Annotated in this window: 22 protein-coding genes; 9 read left to right on the forward strand and 13 right to left on the reverse strand. The window is 54.6% G+C overall.

The features are described from left to right. Positions 1–8: 8 nt before the first annotated feature. The 10 genes from HA50_RS07600 to mdtH all read right to left on the reverse strand — a co-directional run bounded on the left by HA50_RS07600 (position 9) and on the right by mdtH (position 7743). Positions 9–584 carry a YceI family protein gene (locus tag HA50_RS07600; RefSeq protein WP_084873852.1) on the reverse strand — a complete coding sequence of 192 codons (576 nt, stop codon included), beginning with the start codon at positions 582–584 and terminating at the stop codon, positions 9–11. A gap of 1 nt (position 585) precedes the next feature. Further along, the gene (locus HA50_RS07605) at positions 586–1158 is read right to left on the reverse strand and encodes a cytochrome b (protein WP_084873853.1); all 573 of its coding nucleotides are present in this window, start codon (positions 1156–1158) and stop codon (positions 586–588) included. A gap of 295 nt (positions 1159–1453) precedes the next feature. Next, positions 1454–2569 (reverse strand): N-methyl-L-tryptophan oxidase, encoded by a 1116-nt coding sequence (gene solA / locus HA50_RS07610; protein ID WP_084873854.1) that lies wholly within the window; start codon positions 2567–2569, stop codon positions 1454–1456. A 105-nt stretch (positions 2570–2674) separates the two neighbouring features. Continuing rightward, complete coding sequence (bssS, locus tag HA50_RS07615) at positions 2675–2929, reverse strand: biofilm formation regulator BssS (RefSeq protein ID WP_084873855.1); 255 nt, start codon at positions 2927–2929, stop codon at positions 2675–2677. A 287-nt stretch (positions 2930–3216) separates the two neighbouring features. Further along, entirely contained in the window at positions 3217–3486 is a 270-nt protein-coding gene (locus HA50_RS07620; RefSeq protein WP_084873856.1) for a hypothetical protein, read from the reverse strand. A 144-nt stretch (positions 3487–3630) separates the two neighbouring features. Then, positions 3631–3876: a DNA damage-inducible protein I gene (gene dinI / locus HA50_RS07625; RefSeq protein ID WP_084873857.1), complete on the reverse strand. Its 246-nt coding sequence runs from the start codon at positions 3874–3876 to the stop codon at positions 3631–3633. A 68-nt stretch (positions 3877–3944) separates the two neighbouring features. Next, positions 3945–4991, reverse strand: coding sequence for a dihydroorotase (gene pyrC, locus HA50_RS07630; RefSeq protein WP_084873858.1), 1047 nt, complete (start codon positions 4989–4991; stop codon positions 3945–3947). A gap of 136 nt (positions 4992–5127) precedes the next feature. Beyond that, positions 5128–5691, reverse strand: a complete 564-nt coding sequence (locus HA50_RS07635) for a lipoprotein (RefSeq protein WP_084873859.1) — start codon at positions 5689–5691, stop codon at positions 5128–5130. 110 nt (positions 5692–5801) lie between these two features. Then, complete coding sequence (gene grxB / locus HA50_RS07640; protein WP_084873860.1) at positions 5802–6449, reverse strand: glutaredoxin 2; 648 nt, start codon at positions 6447–6449, stop codon at positions 5802–5804. Between the two features lie 91 nt (positions 6450–6540). Then, complete coding sequence (gene mdtH, locus HA50_RS07645; protein ID WP_084873861.1) at positions 6541–7743, reverse strand: multidrug efflux MFS transporter MdtH; 1203 nt, start codon at positions 7741–7743, stop codon at positions 6541–6543. 247 nt (positions 7744–7990) lie between these two features. Here mdtH and rimJ point away from each other — a divergent pair, with 247 nt between their 5' ends. The 4 genes from rimJ (at position 7991) to murJ (ending at position 11818) form a co-directional block, all read left to right on the forward strand. After that, positions 7991–8584: a ribosomal protein S5-alanine N-acetyltransferase gene (gene rimJ, locus HA50_RS07650; protein WP_084873862.1), complete on the forward strand. Its 594-nt coding sequence runs from the start codon at positions 7991–7993 to the stop codon at positions 8582–8584. Positions 8585–8600: 16 nt separating this feature from the next. Continuing rightward, positions 8601–9239, forward strand: coding sequence for a DUF480 domain-containing protein (locus HA50_RS07655; protein ID WP_084873863.1), 639 nt, complete (start codon positions 8601–8603; stop codon positions 9237–9239). A gap of 1 nt (position 9240) precedes the next feature. Next, positions 9241–10161 (forward strand): Gfo/Idh/MocA family protein, encoded by a 921-nt coding sequence (locus HA50_RS07660; protein ID WP_084873864.1) that lies wholly within the window; start codon positions 9241–9243, stop codon positions 10159–10161. A 121-nt stretch (positions 10162–10282) separates the two neighbouring features. Next, on the forward strand, positions 10283–11818 hold the full coding sequence (murJ, locus tag HA50_RS07665; RefSeq protein ID WP_084873865.1) for a murein biosynthesis integral membrane protein MurJ: 1536 nt from the start codon (positions 10283–10285) through the stop codon (positions 11816–11818). Between the two features lie 136 nt (positions 11819–11954). On the opposite strand, the gene flgN is transcribed toward murJ, so the two are convergent. The 3 genes from flgN to flgA all read right to left on the reverse strand — a co-directional run bounded on the left by flgN (position 11955) and on the right by flgA (position 13462). After that, the gene (flgN, locus tag HA50_RS07670; protein ID WP_084873866.1) at positions 11955–12386 is read right to left on the reverse strand and encodes a flagellar export chaperone FlgN; all 432 of its coding nucleotides are present in this window, start codon (positions 12384–12386) and stop codon (positions 11955–11957) included. A gap of 5 nt (positions 12387–12391) precedes the next feature. Further along, entirely contained in the window at positions 12392–12697 is a 306-nt protein-coding gene (gene flgM / locus HA50_RS07675; RefSeq protein WP_084873867.1) for a flagellar biosynthesis anti-sigma factor FlgM, read from the reverse strand. A gap of 105 nt (positions 12698–12802) precedes the next feature. Further along, on the reverse strand, positions 12803–13462 hold the full coding sequence (flgA, locus tag HA50_RS07680) for a flagellar basal body P-ring formation chaperone FlgA (RefSeq protein WP_084873868.1): 660 nt from the start codon (positions 13460–13462) through the stop codon (positions 12803–12805). Positions 13463–13616: 154 nt separating this feature from the next. Between flgA and flgB the strand changes: the two genes are divergently transcribed. The 5 genes from flgB to HA50_RS07705 are packed head-to-tail and all read left to right on the forward strand — an operon-like array spanning position 13617 to position 17147. Beyond that, a complete protein-coding gene (flgB, locus tag HA50_RS07685; protein WP_084873869.1) occupies positions 13617–14030 on the forward strand; it encodes a flagellar basal body rod protein FlgB in 414 nt (137 codons plus the stop codon). Positions 14031–14032: 2 nt separating this feature from the next. Then, positions 14033–14437, forward strand: coding sequence for a flagellar basal body rod protein FlgC (gene flgC / locus HA50_RS07690; RefSeq protein WP_084873870.1), 405 nt, complete (start codon positions 14033–14035; stop codon positions 14435–14437). A 12-nt stretch (positions 14438–14449) separates the two neighbouring features. Next, entirely contained in the window at positions 14450–15121 is a 672-nt protein-coding gene (flgD, locus tag HA50_RS07695; protein ID WP_084873871.1) for a flagellar hook assembly protein FlgD, read from the forward strand. Between the two features lie 26 nt (positions 15122–15147). Then, positions 15148–16368, forward strand: coding sequence for a flagellar hook protein FlgE (gene flgE, locus HA50_RS07700; protein WP_084873872.1), 1221 nt, complete (start codon positions 15148–15150; stop codon positions 16366–16368). 20 nt (positions 16369–16388) lie between these two features. Beyond that, positions 16389–17147 (forward strand): flagellar basal body rod protein FlgF, encoded by a 759-nt coding sequence (locus tag HA50_RS07705; protein WP_084873873.1) that lies wholly within the window; start codon positions 16389–16391, stop codon positions 17145–17147.

Here is a 17147-nt window from a genome sequence, read left to right on the forward strand (position 1 = left end):
CCCGTGTACTACTGGCGTACACCCTCAACAGAAATAATCAATTCTGCTTTTTGCGAAGCGGGTCCTAAGTCTTTATTGATATTGAATTCCTTCAGTACGATCTCCCCGCTGGCTTCAAATCCGGCACGATAACCGCCCCAGGGATCTTTACCTTCACCGATTAGGCGTGCATCCAGCGTGATAGGTTTCGTCACCCCATTAAGTGTCAGATCGCCGATAATTTTATACGCTTTGCCCTCTTTACTGACGGCAGTGGAGGCAAAGGTGGCCTGTGGAAACTTGCCGGTATTGAGGAAATCAGCGCTGCGCAGATGTTTATCTCGTTCGGCATGATTGGTATCGAGGCTATTGGTATTGATGGTGACATTGACCTTATCCGCCGCCGGATTACCCTCATCAAAGGTAAAGCTACCATCGAAATCTTTAAAACTGCCGTACAGCCAGCTGTAGCCGAGATGCTGAATACGGAACTGCACAAAAGCGTGCTGACCCTGCTTATCAAATTTGTACTCAGCGGCATTGGCCGACAGGCTGGCAGCCAGTAAAGCTGCACCCGCGAGCACCAGCCGTGTTTTCTTAAGCATGTTACTTTTCCTTTTCAGAGGTTAACGGGATGCGGTAACCCAGCATCCTTTTCAGCGTGATATCACGATCGATAAAATGATGTTTGAGGGCAGCCAGTCCGTGTAACACCGAGAGCGTCACCACCGCCCAGGCCAGCCAGAGGTGGATATCACCGGCGATGTCAGCCTGTTCAGCCGCTCCTGCCAGTAACGCCGGCACTTCAAACCAGCCAAATAAAGAAATCGGTTTGCCATCCGCAGTGGAAATCAGATAACCGCTGAGCAGAATGGCCAACAGCAGGGTATATAACAGCCAATGCGCCGCTATGGCCGAGAGACGCACCGGGATGGAGTAACTGTCCAGCGGGGCGGGCGGCGGTGATAAAAAGCGCCATGCCAGACGGATCAGCAACGCGCTAAACAACAGGATGCCAATGCTTTTATGAATTTCGGGGGCGGTATGATACCAGCCGTCGTAGTAGCCCAGCCCGACCATCCATAATCCGAGCGCGAACATGCCATAGATAGCCAGAGCCATTAGCCAGTGTAATAAGATGGAGACGGCACCAAACCGCTGTGGAGAATTACGCCACATCTTTTGAAGTCTCAAAACAGAAATAAGTAGCAATGAGAATCCATATTTTGAAATAGAAGATCAATCAGACTTACTTTTCTATAAATAAAGAAATAACTGTTCGGGATTTATGGCGTTATAACTGCCTGCCGCTCAGAAATATTGAATAACTTCATGGTGAAGCGGGTGGGTGAAAGAAGCAGGTTTAATTACTACACCTTTTGCGCTTTTATTCAGCGCGAAGATTAAACTTTTGTCAGCTTATGTCTGCGGGTGTCAATAAGGCCGCCACTGTGGCTGCGGCGGCCTAGGCCAATCAGGAAAAACGCGCCAGAGAGAAGGGGGTAATATCAAAGGAAAAGGGTTTGTCCTGGGCAAATTCACTGGCCAGTTCACCCAGCACGCTGGCAAATTTAAAACCATGCCCGCTTAAGCCGGTAATGATTAAACGGTTGGGTTCAGCAGGCAGGGTGTCAATGATGAAGTCTTCGTCAGGTGTATTGTCGTAGCTACAGGCTTCGCCATGTAAACAGACGCCGATACCCGGCAGGAAATGACGTAAAAAGCTGAAAGCTTCACTGCCATCGGCGGCGACGCTACCAAAAGGTTTACGATCGGCAGGGGTCTGCATGATCTGACCACCATCATGACGTCCTACCTTGAGTGCGTTATTGTCTGCCGGGAAACCGTAGAAATGACTGCCGTCATTCATCTCCACGGTAAAGCCAGGAAATTGGTTGTTCTCACTGTAACGACCATCAGCCTGATACCAGGCAAACACTTTGCGCACGGGCGTAACGGGTAAATCCGCCACCAGATGGCTGACCCAGGTACCGGCGCTGATCAGCAGTTTGCGTGCCCGAAACTCTCCCTCGCTGGTGGTGACCTGTTGCAGGTCGCCATCCCGACCGATTTGTGTCACCGGACAGTTAAACAGCTGAGCGCAACCTGCCTGCTCTGCCAGCTGCACCCAGCTACGTACCGCCTGTTCACATTTAAGAAAACCGGAATGGGGTTCAAACACGCCAATATAGCCATCTGGCACGGTGAACTGAGGCCAGCGTTTACGCACCTCATCTGCCTGCAGGATTTGCACATCCAATTTCCAGGCGCGTGCGCTGTCGATGACATTCTGAATAAAGGTGGACGAGATCGGGGCAAGATTGAGAATGCCACTGCGGTGCATGATGCGTTCACCACTCTGGTGTTCCAGTTCGTCCCATAATGTCTGGGCACGCAGCACCAGCGGGACATAGCGTTCACCTTCACCATAGGCGTGACGGATCAATCGCGTTTCACCGTGATGGGTGCCCTGAGTATGCGGTGGGTGAGCGCTATCGATCATTAATACCGATAAGCCCGCCTGAGTTGCATAGAATCCGGCAGCTGCGCCAACGGAACCACTGCCAACCACAATCAGATCATAAACCATACGACATCACTCCTGAAAAACGGTGAATTTTTTCAGCAGCATAGCAAAAGATAGCGCCCATGAAAAAGGCACCCTTTGGGGTGCCCTTTCACGCGATCGAAGAAATTAATGCTTTTGGTTATCGCGTTGGTATTGCTCTGTGGACTCTATCTTTGCAATGCCAGCTTCGAGTATGGAGATAAACTGTCTCGCCACATCGGTGGTTAGCCAGTAGGTAGGACCAACATCTGCGTCTTCTTCTTTCTGATCCTGCGATGATAGCGAGTGCAGGCGGATCATCATGGCGTCATAACTGTCTACAGTGCTAATGTCCCATCCGACTAATGGATGAGTCTGGATGACGTCTTTATTTCTGTCCATTATAACCTCCTTTTTACTCGTTAAACGAAGTGCTTCTTGAGGTTCAATGCGGCTGTTCTTGCACTAGCGGGATAATTATAACATGAAACGAACGGTACAATAGTTAAAAAGTGTGGTGCTCAAAATCTGCGCAAAAATAAATGCTTTTAAAATACGCTTTTAAAAAATAATAAATCGCCCACGCTTACGGGCATTTGAAGCTGCGAATGTAAAGTCGCACTAATCAGGTTATCGGCAGCAAAGTTACCTGACTTTAGGAGAACTCTGGAACCGATTAAGGACTGATTTTAACCCTGTAAATCATCTGGTTTTTCACCGCTGCATTTCTTAATTTCTTCGGCCAGATGGGCAAATTGCTGCTGTAACTGCGTGTCGTGGTTCTGGTTTTGCGCTTCAAGCAAAAGATTGTGCACCAGTAACTGGCTGGCACGATCATCAAGACAGAATGTCAGATTGGCAAAGGCATTTTCCAGCACAGTTAAGCGGCGTTGCTGTTCACCAATTAACGCCAGCAATTCGCCAAATGTCATTGCCTCTTCCGGTTTATCGTGAGTCATGGGTAAAACATCTCCTGTTAGCATGGCGGGTGCAACAATAGGGGGCGTTAATGATGATTTTAGATGCAGTGACTTTGTCTGGCGAGGGAGAAATAAAAACAAAAAAGCCGGGTGGCGAAACCCGGCAAAACTGCGCAGTGGCGGTTAATCGGTAATAAACCAGTCGTCAGCACTTTCCCAGGTTTCCTGCAAAATATCACTGATACGTTCGCGATTTTCTTTGCAGCCGCCAAATACGCTGAGCTGATTACCGCTGGCGTAACGGATTTTGACATGATGTTCGTCGTCGGGAAAATCCCGGCTGATACGGCGGGTCAGTTCGGCGCTCAGCGCATCCAGGGCGCCAGCAGGAAGGGGTTGAGTTTTTGCTACGGTAATTTCAACACGCATAAACACCTCCGGAATAATATACTGGCTATTTGTACAGTATGTTTATTCCGAAGGCAAGCATCATCACATCAGGCGGTTACGCGCCAGTTCAGGGTCTCTCCAGCAAGGAAAGGCACCAGGGTATCGTCGGCTACAGTCACGCTCTGTTCGACTGTCCAGGGTTCACGCACCAGCGTCAGTGTCCCTTCATTCAGCGGCAGGCCATAGAAGTTCGGGCCATTTTCGGAACAGAACGCTTCGAAATGCTGCAGCGCATCCAGTTCTTCAAACACCGTGGCGTAAGCGGGCAGCGAGGTTGGAGCGTTGAATACACCCGCACATCCGCAGCTGGCTTCTTTCAGATGGCGCAGATGTGGAGCAGTATCGGTGCCGAGGAACACACGACGATTACCGCTTGCGACCAGTTTACGTAACGCTTCCTGGTGGATATTACGTTTCAGGATTGGCAGGCAATACAGATGCGGACGCACACCGCCGACCAGCATATGGTTGCGGTTAAACATCAGATGCTGTGGCGTAATGGTGGCGCCGAGCAGTTCATTGCCCGCCGCCAGATATTCTGCCGCTTCTTTGGTGGTGATGTGTTCCATCACCACTTTCAACCCCGGGAACTGCTGGCGCAGCGGGTGCAACACCGTCTCAATAAAACGTGCTTCACGGTCAAAAATATCAATGTGCGCATCTGTCACTTCACCGTGTACCAACATCGGCATACCGATCTGCTGCATACGCTCCAGCACGCGGGCGATGGAAGCAATATTGGTTACGCCATGGCTGGAGTTGGTGGTTGCGTGGGCGGGATAAAGTTTTGCGGCGGTGAAGACGCCAGCACGGAAGCCCTGTTCGATCTCATCCGGGTCGAGAGAGTCGGTAAGATAGCAGGTCATCAGCGGTGTAAAGGCATGCCCGGCGGGTAAGGCCGCAAGGATACGATCGCGATAGGCCACGGCAGCATCAACGCTGGTCACCGGCGGAACCAGGTTTGGCATGACAATGGCACGACCGTTTACCGCACTGGTGTAAGGCAACACGGCTTGTAGCATCGCGCCATCGCGCAGATGAATATGCCAGTCGTCAGGGCGGCGAATCGTGATTTGCTGGGGTTGGGCTGTCATTCAAAAGGCTCCGGCTGAGTAGAAAACGAAAGGCACGTTTAGGCCGGGGAGTAAGCATAAGGATTTGGGCAACCGTTTGCACGGGATTTTATGCGTCTGAAGCAAAACCGCGCCATAGCAGGCGCGGTTACCGGGATTAATCAGTAAAAGGGATCACCAACTGGCCGGGTTTAACTTCCAGACCTTTCGCGAATTTCTTCGCCAGCGCTTCGCCTTTGCTGCGATCTTCGCTCAGCACATAAGCGGGTTTTTCATTGAAGTAACGCTTCAGCGATTCATTCAGATAGGGCGTCAGCGTTTTCATGATCGACGCCATTTTTTCCGGCTGGACCTGGGCATCCACAATCTCCAGATCATGCAGGTAAATCGCGCCCTGCTGCGGGTTAAATACCGGCTGCGCCTTCATTTTGAGCTGCATCTCGGCCTGCTGTGGGCCAAATAAAGAACTGACATTGATCGTGGCTTTGCCTGTCAGGGTGATTTTGCCCGGTTCTTCACGGCCAATCTGGCTGCTTAAATCGCTCAGCACAATATGGGCATTCACCAGCCCGGAGACGCCAACATCTTTCTCGAAGTTATTGTGCTTTTGCAGCGCCTGATTCACTTCCTGCTCGCTGATGGTGTACTGCGTTAATTGGTTACAGCCGGTCAACAGCACGGCAAACAACAGGGCCAGTAGCCCGGAAAACGCCTTCTTCATACTTTCCTCATCCTGAACGATACGGCAAACGAGGCATAGCGTGCCTGAATCAGGGGCGGGTGTCACCAGGAGAGAGATGAGAAGCGCCGGTGCGCCTCTCATTGCCAGGATCAGGCGGCGATAGAAGAGAGCAGGTTAACCTGGGTTTGCTTCGCCATATTGTCGCGATAATCGGCCACGCGGCTGGGCCATTCGATACCGGATACCAGCGTTAAGGAACGTAACAGCGGAAACAGATGGATATCATCTTCCGAAAGCTCGCCGTTCACCGCATTCGGTTTGACGATTAACTTATCCAACTGACGCAAATCGTCACTGATGTTTTTGATCAGTCCGGGGGCGTGTTTGCGCAGTTCACTGAAGTCGCCAATGTTGGCCTGTTTTTTCTCGCGGAAATAGCTACGGGCTTCCGGTGTGGCGAACTCAGCGAAGGCCGCGTCGGCGATACGGGGGAGCAGCAACTTGTTGACGTAACCATTAACCCGACGCAGCCATTCGCTGATGGCCGGATTGGCTTTGCCATTCAGCAGCGGTTCACCGTCCTGCTTGTCCACCAGACGAACAATATCCAGGCTTTCCGGCATTGCGCTGCCATCGGCTTTTTGCAGGATGGGGGCCATCTTCTGACCAATCAGTTTCTTCGGTGTGTTCTCGTCATCATTGAGCATCACCACCAGCTCGATTGGCAGATTCTTCAGCCCAAAAATCATGCGTGCTTTGACGCAGAAAGGGCAGTGATCGTAGATGTAGAGTTTCATCCCGTTTCTCCTGTGATTATCAGGGTGACTGGCGTCACCCTTTTTCTATCGGCGTGCGGGAAGTATGGGAGAGAAAGGCGGCAGGGGCAAATCAGCTGCTGAAAAGCGCCGGAGCCACTGCGCGTGGCTGGAATTGCCACCACAGGGCCAGCAGCGTCACGCCACCCACGGTACTGAGCAGCATCCAGGGTAATTCCGGCAGCGACAGTTGCTGGCCTAAATCGAACATCCAGCCACCGCCGGAATAGCCAATCAGGCCGCCCAGTGCCAGCCCGAGGCGGCTGAAACCCATATAGCTGCCGCGTGCGCGTGCGCTGGCGAGCGAGGCGCTCAGGGTCTCACGCGCCGGTTCCGCGATGATGGAGCCGAGATAGAACACGGCGATCAGGAAGAACAGTGACGGCAGGGTGGTGGTCAGGCCAACCGGTAACAGGCTGAGGGTCATCAAAAACAGCCCGGCCATCAGGCGTGTTTCGAGACGGAAACGTTTTTCACTCCAGCGCGCCAGTGGATAGAGCAGGCTGAGCGACAGCAACGCTTCGATGGCGTACATCCATTTCACCGCCGCCGGAGCACCTGCGACCTGGTTCACCATCACCGGCAACATCAGCATCACCTGCACCGCAAGAATGTAATAACCGGTCAGCGTCAGAACATACAGGCGAAAACGTTTGTCCTGCCAGACCCGCTGCATGCCTTCACGCATGGCAATGCGCTCGGTGGAGATACGCCAGGCCGGTAACCAGATGGCATTGAATAACGCCGCGCTGACGAACACCGCCGCGCCCACCCAGCACACCAGACGGAAGTCCCACGCCAGCAACCAGCTGCCAATCAGCGCACCCAGCACCGCGCCCGCGCTGTCCTGCATCATCAGCAGTGAAAAGAAGCGGCCACGTTCACGCGCTCTCACCAGCTTCACCACCATGGCGCTGCGTGGTGGATCGAACAGCGTGCCCCCGAGCCCGGACAGCAAGCAAGCCAGCCACAGTAGCCAGGGCTCATGGGCGAGGGCCATACAGGCGAAGCCTGCCGCACGCATTAACATGCCGGTGACGATCAGGGGACGTGCGCCAAAACGGTCTGCAATGGCGCCACCAAAGATGCCAAAACCCTGCTGTACAAACTGGCGCAGACCGAGGGCAATGCCGACCATCAACGCAGCCCAGCCGAGTTGTTCGACGAAGTGAATGGAAATGAGGGGAAATACCACAAAAAATCCCAACACCACCAGCATGTTATCCACTAATAAAAATGTTTTACCGAGGCGTCGTGCCCGCGCAACCCGAGACATGCTAAATCCTGAGCAAGTAAGAAAGGAAAAAGGAGACCAGTTGGTCTATTTTCTGCCGCTGCACGGCAGAAAAACAGGATTATCAGGATGATATTTTTTCATCGAAGCGGTAAGAAAATTTATCCTGATTAAGGATGAATTCCCGGGAACAGGATGCGGGGTTTTACCGCAGGCGGGGTGGCGGTTATAGTGAGATATAACGCCGCTGGCGTACTTCCTTCTTAAGCCATGGATTTCAGGAGTCAAGATGTTTGGCTATCGTTCTGCTGGGCCGCGCGTGCGTCTCACTACCGATCGTTTGGTGGTCCGTTTAGTTCATGAGCGTGATGCCTGGCGGCTGGCTGATTACTATGCGGAAAACCGCGTGTTTCTCAAGCCCTGGGAACCGGTACGTGATGAAAGCCATTGTTATCCGTCTGGCTGGCAGGCGCGTTTGGGATTGATTGCCGACATGCATAAGCAAGGTTCGGCATTCTATTTTGTGTTGATGGATCAGGAAGAACGCGAAGTGCGGGGTGTTGCCAACTTTAGCAACGTACTACGCGGTTCGTTCCATGCCTGTTATCTTGGTTATTCACTGGGTGAAAAGTGGCAGGGGCAGGGGCTGATGTTTGAAGCATTGCAGAGCGCGATTCGCTATATGCAACGTCAGCAGCATATGCACCGGATTATGGCCAACTATATGCCACACAATCAGCGCAGCGGCGATCTGCTGGCGCGACTGGGCTTTGAAAAAGAGGGTTATGCCAAAGATTACCTGTTGATCGATGGCCGCTGGCAGGACCATGTTCTGACAGCGCTGACCTGGCGCGAGTGGACCCCGGACCGCCGCGGATCATAAAAAAGGGAACAATGCGATGAAAATGGCTTTATCGGCGCAGGCGCTGCGCGTGATGGGTTGCCTGCTGGAAAAGCAGGTGACTACCCCGGATCAATACCCACTGTCTCTCAATGGCGTGGTCACTGCCTGCAATCAGAAATCCAACCGCGAACCGGTGATGAACCTGAGCGAAAGCGATGTGCAGTCACAACTGGATGAGCTGGTGAAAAAACATCTGGTCACCTCGAACAACGGTTTCGGTCAGCGTGTCAGTAAATATGAACAACGATTCTGCAACTCAGCTTTTGGCAATCTGCAACTCAGCAGCGCCGAGGTGGCAGTGCTGACATTGTTGTTTTTACGCGGTGCGCAGACCCCCGGGGAGCTGCGCACCCGCAGTGGCCGCTTGCATGAATTCAGTGATATGAATGAAGTTGAACAGACCCTGAATGATTTGCTCAGCCGGGAAGATGGCCCGATGGTGGTGCGGCTGGCGCGTGAGCCGGGTAAGCGCGAAAGTCGTTATATGCATCTGTTTGGCGGGGACGTGGTGGACACAGCCGAACCGGCAGGCGAATCAGACCATCCGGGTCTTGAGGCCCGGGTTACGCAACTGGAAGAGACCGTGGCGCTATTGCAGGCGCAGCTCGAACAGCTGCTGCACAAGGAGCATTAACATGACGTTGCGTATCGGAATCGTGGGTTTGGGTGGCATTGCACAAAAAGCCTGGCTGCCCGTGTTATCTCAGGCAGAAAGCTGGCAGCTGGCCGGGGCCTTTTCCCCCAATCAGGCCAAAGCACAGCCCATCTGCGACAGCTACCGCATACCTTATTTTGCCACGCTGGATGCGCTGGCCGCCGCCAGTGATGCGGTGTTCGTCCATAGCAGCACCGCTTCGCATTATGAGGTAGTGAAAGCATTGTTGCTGGCGGATAAAGATGTCTGCGTTGATAAGCCGCTGGCAGAAACCCTGCAACAGGCGGAAGCGCTGGTGGCGCTGGCGGAAAAGCGCAAGCGCAAACTGATGGTGGCGTTTAATCGTCGCTTTGCGCCACGTTATCAGCAGTTGCAGGCGCAGATGGCAGGTGCAGCGTCACTGCGTATTGAGAAGCATCGCGCTGACAGCGTCGGGCCGCAGGATTTACGTTTTACCCTGCTGGATGATTATCTGCATGTGGTGGATACCGCGCTGTGGCTGGCGGGTGGCAAGCTGACACGTCAGCATGGTCATATTGAGACCAATGAGCAGGGCGCCATGTTGTATGCCGAACATCACTTCTCTGCCGGAGGCTTACAAATCACCACCAGCATGCATCGTCGCGCGGGCACCCAGCGTGAAGTGGTGACGGCTGTCTGCGACGGCGATTATATCCAGATCGCCGAAATGCGTGACTGGCAGCAGGAGAATCGCACGGGCCTGCGTCTGGAGGCACCTGCCGCGTGGCAAAGTCATCTTACCCAGCGTGGATTTAGCGGCGCTGCCCACCATTTTATTCAGTGCGTGCAAAATCAGACGATGCCTGAAACCAGCGGTGAACAGGCGCTGGTGGCGCAGCGGCTGGTGGAGAAATTGTGGCGCGATGCTGAGCGGGAATAATTCCTTGTAACACTCAATGCTGGTCATTTCCCGTCGTGGCAGTAGACTATCGCCGGGCATCTGAGGATGTCCGCGCTAAGTTGCTCATTTATCCGACACTTTTCAGGATGCGCCGCCAATTATGAATTTGTTGAAATCGCTGGCAGCGGTCAGTTCAATGACCCTGTTTTCCCGCGTGCTGGGCTTTGCCCGCGATGCCATTGTGGCGCGGGTGTTTGGCGCCGGGATGGCGACTGACGCCTTCTTTGTTGCCTTTAAACTGCCTAATCTGCTGCGACGAATTTTCGCCGAAGGGGCATTTTCTCAGGCGTTCGTGCCTATTCTGGCTGAATACAAAAGCAAGCAGGGCGATGAAGCCACACGCGTGTTTGTGGCTTATGTTTCCGGGTTATTAACGCTGGTGCTGGCGCTGGTCACGGTGCTGGGGATGGTTGCCGCGCCCTGGGTGATTGTGATTACCGCACCGGGCTTCGCCGATACCGCGGACAAATTTGCCTTAACCAGTTCGCTGCTGCGCGTCACCTTTCCTTATATCCTGCTGATTTCGCTGGCGTCGCTGGCCGGGGCGATTCTCAATACCTGGAACCGTTTCTCCGTGCCTGCCTTTGCGCCAACATTGCTGAACATCAGCATGATTGGTTTTGCGCTCTTTGCCGCGCCGCACTTCCATCCGCCAGTGATGGCGCTGGCGTGGGCTGTGGTGGTGGGCGGGGTGTTGCAGTTGTTCTATCAACTGCCGCATCTGAAGAAAATTGGCATGCTGGTGCTACCGCGCGTTAACCTGCGTGATGCGGGCGTTTGGCGGGTGATGCGCCAGATGGGACCGGCGATTCTGGGCGTCTCAGTCAGCCAGATTTCATTGATTATCAACACCATCTTCGCCTCATTTCTGGTTTCCGGTTCGGTTTCCTGGATGTACTACGCCGATCGTCTGATGGAGTTTCCTTCCGGCGTGTTGGGCGTAGCGTTGGGGACTATTCTGCTGCCGTCACTGGCGAAAAGTTTTTCCAGCGGCAATCACGATGAATATTCCCGTCTGATGGATTGGGGCCTGCGTCTGTGTTGTCTGCTGGCGCTGCCCAGTGCCGTGGCGCTCGGTATCCTCTCAGGTCCGCTGACCATTGCGTTATTCCAGTACGGTAAATTCACCGCCTTTGACGCCGCCATGACGCAGCGCGCCCTGGTGGCCTATTCGGTCGGGCTGATGGGGCTGATTGTGGTCAAAGTGCTGGCACCGGGTTTCTATTCCCGTCAGGACATTAAAACGCCGGTGAAGATCGCCATTATTACGCTTGTCATGACGCAGCTGATGAACCTCGCGTTTATTGGTCCGCTGAAGCATGCGGGGCTGTCGCTGTCGATTGGCCTGGCAGCCTGTTTGAATGCGGCGCTGCTGTACTGGCAACTGCGTAAACAACAGATTTTTCAGCCGCAGCCGGGCTGGTTTAGCTTTTTATTGCGTCTGTTGATTGCCGTGCTGGCGATGGCTGCCGCGTTGCTGGGCTTGCTGTATGTGATGCCTGCCTGGGAAGAGGGGCATATGTGGTGGCGCTTGCTGCGTCTGGCGGGAGTCTGTGCCGTCGGTGGTGGGGCGTATTTTGTGATGCTGGGTGTATTGGGCTTCCGCCCGCGCGATTTTGCCCGCCGGACTCTGTAGCGGCGCGATTTATCGCGCGGGTTTTACGGACATTGCGCGATAAATCGCGCCGCCACGGGATCGTGCAGGGACACCGTGGCATAAAAAAAGCCGCCAGCGTAAATCTACGCGGCGGCTTTTTTTCCGTCCCGAACGGTTACCCTTTGCGACTCAGCGTCGCCTGACCTTTGCCCAATCCGTCCGGACCGTAAAATGCCTGGGTCTGATGGGGTTTAAGTACCGTTAACGCCTCATCAGTAAAGCGAATTTGCTGCTGCAACAGCAAGCCATTGTGCGTATTGGCATCACGCAGGCGTTGCGTATGCTGCTGAATATTGTTCCAGCGGCGAGACATATCACTGTGACCACGATAAGGTGCCTGGGTGCCGCTACTCTGCTCGGTCGTCCGGCGCATTTCGTCCAGATAGTTCAACGTCGAGAGCAGCGCGCTCTTATCTTCGGTAATGCGCTGCAACAGGTTGCCGTTAATCAGACCGGCACCCAGCTGTTGCTGCTCCTCATTGATCACTTCGCTCAGTGAGGAGAGCACTTCCTGCATCTTATCTAAGGTGGTCAACAGATTGTTCATCGGGATTAATTACCCTCTAAATACGCCTTGTTATCGGCGATCAGCGCGTCGGCGATCTTGCCGGTATCCATTTTCAGATCGCCATTGCGAATGGCGGTTTTCAGCTGCTCAACGCGAGCGGTATTGATATCACTGCTGCCTGGCTGCATCAGTTGTGACTGGGCTGCACTCAGTTTCACCTGTGAACCGCTCTCGCTGGTGCTGGTGGTCGTTGCCGTGCTGCTCTGACGCACTTTGCTGCTGTTGTCATTGCTGTCACGGGTCTGAACAGTGCTAACCGGTTGTAATGGCTGGGTTCTGTCGATGCTCATGGTCTTGCTCCTGTAAAGTCAGTCGGGGATAAGCCAACTGAGTCAGCATAGGGTAATTTCATTGTTGATTTCACTATCGGCAGAAAAACAGGGTTCTTTAGCGCTTTATAGCGATATAAGAATATTCCCATCCTCGCCAACCCGACCGCTGACGACCTGACCATTTCCCATGCGTACCCGCACCATCTGCGCAGTGGTCGCATTATTCAGTGCACGACCCTCACTGCTGGCATCAAAACCATTACCGCTGGCAACCACCAGCACATTTTGCCCGGCTTTCACCCGCCACGGCAGGCGCACCATGGTGGCGGTGACCGGCTGACCTGGCGTGATGTCACGCATCACAATGGCATCACTGACGCTCTCCGCACTGAACAGGGTGCGTGCCGGCAGGGAATCGAGCCGTCCGGATTGCAGACGGAAATCACTGGCACTGACGCTGGTACCCCGCATCAACTGATGATTTGCCACCAGATATTGCCCGGTAACCTGCACCTGAACCTGTAAATAGCGCCGGTTCTGTCCGCAATTGGTGGCGATGCTCATATTACCCCACTGACGGCTATTGCCGGGTAACAGAAACTGCGGCGCATCACAGGCTGGCCACTGCTCTTTTGGCGTGCGAATCACCACATTGATGCCTGCCGCGTGCTGCGGATCGCGCGCCTTGAAGAATTGCGTCAATTGCGCATCAAGCTGCGCGGCATGACCAGGCAATGCCAGCACCAGTAAAAGTGAGGACAGTAAGGTTGGAAATCTGCGCATCACACGCCTCCTGACTGAAGATGGCCCTGAGTCTACTCCTCGCGCGAAAAATTCAATGTCAAAAATAGCCCGTGTTTTTGGCGCTATTCAGACGATAGCCCTTGCTTTTACCCAATTAAGCTGTCAGCTCGAAATTCTCATTCGCGGAGGAAGCATGCTCGACAAACTCGATGCCGCGCTGCGATTTGGTACAGAAGCCCTCAACCTGCGGGCGGAGCGTCAGGAAATCCTGGCATCCAACATTGCCAACGCCGATACCCCAGGCTACCAGGCCCGGGATATCGACTTTGCCAGCCAGCTCAGCAAGGTGATGGAAAATGGTCGCGCTGATGGCAGCAGTCTGGCGCTGAATGTGACATCGGCACGTCACATTGAAGCCCAGAGCAACGCACAGCCATCAATGGACCTGCTGTACCGCATTCCCGATCAGCCTGCCGCGGATGGCAACACCGTGGATATGGACCGGGAGCGTACGCAGTTCGCCGATAACAGCCTGAAATATCAAACCGATCTCACCCTCATCAGTAGCCAAATTAAAGGCATGATGAGCGTTCTGCAGGGGCAATAAGTATGGCATTGCTAAATATTTTTGATATCGCCGGGTCGGCTATGACGGCGCAATCGCAGCGCCTGAACGTCAGCGCCAGTAACCTGGCCAACGCCGACAGCGTCACCGGGCCGGATGGTCAGCCCTATGTGGCGAAACAGGTGATATTCCAGACGGATGCCGCTCCGGGTATGGCTACCGGTGGCGTGAAAGTGGCCGGCGTGGTGAACGATCCTTCCCCGGCGAAATTGGTGTACGACCCGGGCAATCCGATGGCCGACCAGAAAGGTTACGTCAAGATGCCCAATGTGGACGTGGTGGCCGAGACCGTGAACACCATGTCAGCTTCACGTAGCTATCAGGCCAACGTTGAGGTTCTGAACACCGTGAAATCAATGATGATGAAAACGCTGACTATGGGTCAGTAACGGAGAAACACAATGGGTATCGCGGTAGGCGTTAACGAAAATCTGGACCCCACAGTCCTCAGCTCCTCCAGTAGCAGCACCGGTAACAGTGCGCAGGATTTACAGAACCAGTTTCTGACCATGCTGGTGACGCAGTTACAGAACCAGGACCCGACCAACCCGATGGATAACAGCCAGCTCACCACACAGCTGGCACAGATCAACACCCTGAGCGGCATTGAAAAACTCAATACCACACTGGGTTCCATCTCCGGGCAGATCAGCACCAGTCAGAGCCTGCAAAGCTCCACGCTGATTGGTCATGGCGTGATGGTGGATGGCAGCCAGATCCTGGTGGGCAGCGGGACAACCACGCCGTTTGGTGTGTCACTGACCACGGCTTCAACCGCCACCACCGCCACCATTAAAGATTCAAGTGGTGCCACGGTACGTACCATTGACCTGGGTGCGCTGTCTTCCGGCGTTCACACCTTCTCATGGGATGGCACCTTGACCGATGGCTCTACGGCACCGGACGGCAAATATACCGTTTCCATTGCCGCTAGCAATGGCAGCACCCAACTGGTGGCTCAGCCGCTGAATTACGCCTACGTCAGTGGCGTCAGCACAACGGATGACACCGCAACACTGGACCTCGGCACCATGGGGACCGCGACCCTTGATGATGTTCGTCAGATCCTCTGATAAACCTGTAACCAGGAGCAATTAATATGTCTTTTTCCCAAGCGGTGAGCGGCCTGGGTGCTGCTTCCAGTAACCTTGACGTGATTGGTAACAACATCGCCAACTCTGCCACAGCGGGCTTTAAATCCAGTACCATCGCCTTTGCCGACATGTTTGCCGGTTCTAACGTGGGCCTGGGTACCAAGGTGGCGGCGGTGATCCAGAACTTCAACGACGGTACCACCACCACCACCAGCCGTGGTCTGGATGTGGCGCTGAGCGGCAACGGTTTCTTCCGTATGACCGACAGCAGCGGTGCGGTGTACTACTCACGCAACGGTCAGTTCACCCTGGATGAAAACCGTAATCTGGTGAATACCCAGGGCCTGTTCGTGACTGGCTATCCGGCGAGCGGTTCACCGGCAACGATTCAGACCGGTGCTAACCCGGTGGCGCTGAGCATTCCTACCACGCAGATGTCAGCAAAAGCCACCACCACCGCAACGCAGGTGGCGAACCTTAACTCCACCAGCACCACGCCGACCGTCACCACTTTTGACGCGTCCAACGTCGACAGCTACAACGCCAAAAGCACCATGACGGTATACGACTCGCAGGGTAACGATCACACCCTCGATATGTACTACGTCAAAACCGGTGATAATGCCTGGACCGTGCACGCAATTGACTCCACCACTGGCACTTCAGCGGGTGATTTTGATCTGACCTTTGATACCAGCGGTAACCTCACCAGCGTGGGTGGCGTAACCGGTGCGACCACGGTGGCACTGAGCATTAATGGCTCCAACGGTGCTGCGGCCGCGCAGAGCATCACCCTGAGCATGCAGGGCAGCCTGCAGCAGAACACCGGCACCACCACCTTCGGCAACCCGACTCAGGATGGCTATGCGCCGGGCGACCTGACCACCTACACCATCAACGACGACGGCACCATCACCGGGACTTACTCGAACCAGCAAACTCAGCTGCTGGGACAGATTGTGTTATCCAGCTTTTCCAACCCGGAAGGTTTGCAGTCAGAAGGTGACAACGTCTGGAGCGCCACCAGCTCTTCAGGTCAGGCTGCGAATGGTACCGCCGGTACCGGTACTTTTGGTTCGCTGACTGCGGGCGCGCTGGAAGCCTCTAACGTGGATCTGAGTAAAGAACTGGTAAATATGATCGTCGCACAGCGTAACTATCAGGCGAACGCGCAGACCATCAAAACCCAGGACCAGATCCTCAACACCCTGGTCAACTTACGTTAATTCACTAACGGGATTGCATTATGGATCACGCGATATATACCGCGATGGGAGCCGCCAGCCAGACGCTGGAGCAGCAGTCCGTCACGGCCAGCAACCTCGCCAACGCCTCCACCCCGGGTTTTCGTGCCCAGCTGGAAGCCTACCGCGCGGTGCCGGTCAATGGCTGGTCGCTGCCGACGCGTACCCTGGTGACGGCCTCTACACCGGGTGCCGATATGACTGCAGGGGCGATGGACAATACCGGTCGCGCGCTCGACGTGGCGGTGCAGCAGGACGGCTGGCTGGCGGTACGCACCGCCGACGGCAGCGAAGCCTATACCCGCAACGGCAACATTCAAATCAGTTCCACTGGCATCCTGACAATCCAGGGCAATCCCGTGATGGGCGATGGCGGGCCGATTGCGGTCCCGCAGGGCGCAGAGCTGACTATCGCAACGGATGGCACCATCACCTCGCGTAACCCAGGTGATGCTCCCAATGCGACGGTACAGATTGGTCGCCTGAAGCTGGTCACCGCCACCGGCCAGGAGCTGCAACGCAGTGACGACGGCATGTTCCGTCCCACGGCACAAACCCAGGCAACACGCGGGGCGGCACTGGCAGAAGACACCACGGTGCAGGTATCACCCGGGGTTCTTGAGGGCAGTAACGTTAAACCCGTGGAAACCATGGTCGATATGATCGCCAACGCCCGGCGTTTTGAGATGCAGATGAAGGTCATCTCCAACGTCGATGAAAACGAACAAAAAGCCAACCAGCTGCTCAACATGAGCAGTTAA

It is taken from the genome of Pantoea cypripedii, from assembly GCF_002095535.1.
GTDB classification, from domain to species: domain Bacteria; phylum Pseudomonadota; class Gammaproteobacteria; order Enterobacterales; family Enterobacteriaceae; genus Pantoea; species Pantoea cypripedii.

Excerpts from the sequence above, each read along its gene's own strand:
- HA50_RS07600 (WP_084873852.1), bottom strand. The coding sequence starts at position 584 with ATGCTTAAGAAAACACGGCTGGTGCTCGCGGGTGCAGCTTTACTGGCT.
- HA50_RS07605 (WP_084873853.1), bottom strand. The coding sequence starts at position 1,158 with ATGTGGCGTAATTCTCCACAGCGGTTTGGTGCCGTCTCCATCTTATTA.
- solA (WP_084873854.1), bottom strand. The coding sequence starts at position 2,569 with ATGGTTTATGATCTGATTGTGGTTGGCAGTGGTTCCGTTGGCGCAGCT.
- bssS (WP_084873855.1), bottom strand. The coding sequence starts at position 2,929 with ATGGACAGAAATAAAGACGTCATCCAGACTCATCCATTAGTCGGATGG.
- HA50_RS07620 (WP_084873856.1), bottom strand. The coding sequence starts at position 3,486 with ATGACTCACGATAAACCGGAAGAGGCAATGACATTTGGCGAATTGCTG.
- dinI (WP_084873857.1), bottom strand. The coding sequence starts at position 3,876 with ATGCGTGTTGAAATTACCGTAGCAAAAACTCAACCCCTTCCTGCTGGC.
- pyrC (WP_084873858.1), bottom strand. The coding sequence starts at position 4,991 with ATGACAGCCCAACCCCAGCAAATCACGATTCGCCGCCCTGACGACTGG.
- HA50_RS07635 (WP_084873859.1), bottom strand. The coding sequence starts at position 5,691 with ATGAAGAAGGCGTTTTCCGGGCTACTGGCCCTGTTGTTTGCCGTGCTG.
- grxB (WP_084873860.1), bottom strand. The coding sequence starts at position 6,449 with ATGAAACTCTACATCTACGATCACTGCCCTTTCTGCGTCAAAGCACGC.
- mdtH (WP_084873861.1), bottom strand. The coding sequence starts at position 7,743 with ATGTCTCGGGTTGCGCGGGCACGACGCCTCGGTAAAACATTTTTATTA.
- rimJ (WP_084873862.1), top strand. The coding sequence starts at position 7,991 with ATGTTTGGCTATCGTTCTGCTGGGCCGCGCGTGCGTCTCACTACCGAT.
- HA50_RS07655 (WP_084873863.1), top strand. The coding sequence starts at position 8,601 with ATGAAAATGGCTTTATCGGCGCAGGCGCTGCGCGTGATGGGTTGCCTG.
- HA50_RS07660 (WP_084873864.1), top strand. The coding sequence starts at position 9,241 with ATGACGTTGCGTATCGGAATCGTGGGTTTGGGTGGCATTGCACAAAAA.
- murJ (WP_084873865.1), top strand. The coding sequence starts at position 10,283 with ATGAATTTGTTGAAATCGCTGGCAGCGGTCAGTTCAATGACCCTGTTT.
- flgN (WP_084873866.1), bottom strand. The coding sequence starts at position 12,386 with ATGAACAATCTGTTGACCACCTTAGATAAGATGCAGGAAGTGCTCTCC.
- flgM (WP_084873867.1), bottom strand. The coding sequence starts at position 12,697 with ATGAGCATCGACAGAACCCAGCCATTACAACCGGTTAGCACTGTTCAG.
- flgA (WP_084873868.1), bottom strand. The coding sequence starts at position 13,462 with ATGCGCAGATTTCCAACCTTACTGTCCTCACTTTTACTGGTGCTGGCA.
- flgB (WP_084873869.1), top strand. The coding sequence starts at position 13,617 with ATGCTCGACAAACTCGATGCCGCGCTGCGATTTGGTACAGAAGCCCTC.
- flgC (WP_084873870.1), top strand. The coding sequence starts at position 14,033 with ATGGCATTGCTAAATATTTTTGATATCGCCGGGTCGGCTATGACGGCG.
- flgD (WP_084873871.1), top strand. The coding sequence starts at position 14,450 with ATGGGTATCGCGGTAGGCGTTAACGAAAATCTGGACCCCACAGTCCTC.
- flgE (WP_084873872.1), top strand. The coding sequence starts at position 15,148 with ATGTCTTTTTCCCAAGCGGTGAGCGGCCTGGGTGCTGCTTCCAGTAAC.
- HA50_RS07705 (WP_084873873.1), top strand. The coding sequence starts at position 16,389 with ATGGATCACGCGATATATACCGCGATGGGAGCCGCCAGCCAGACGCTG.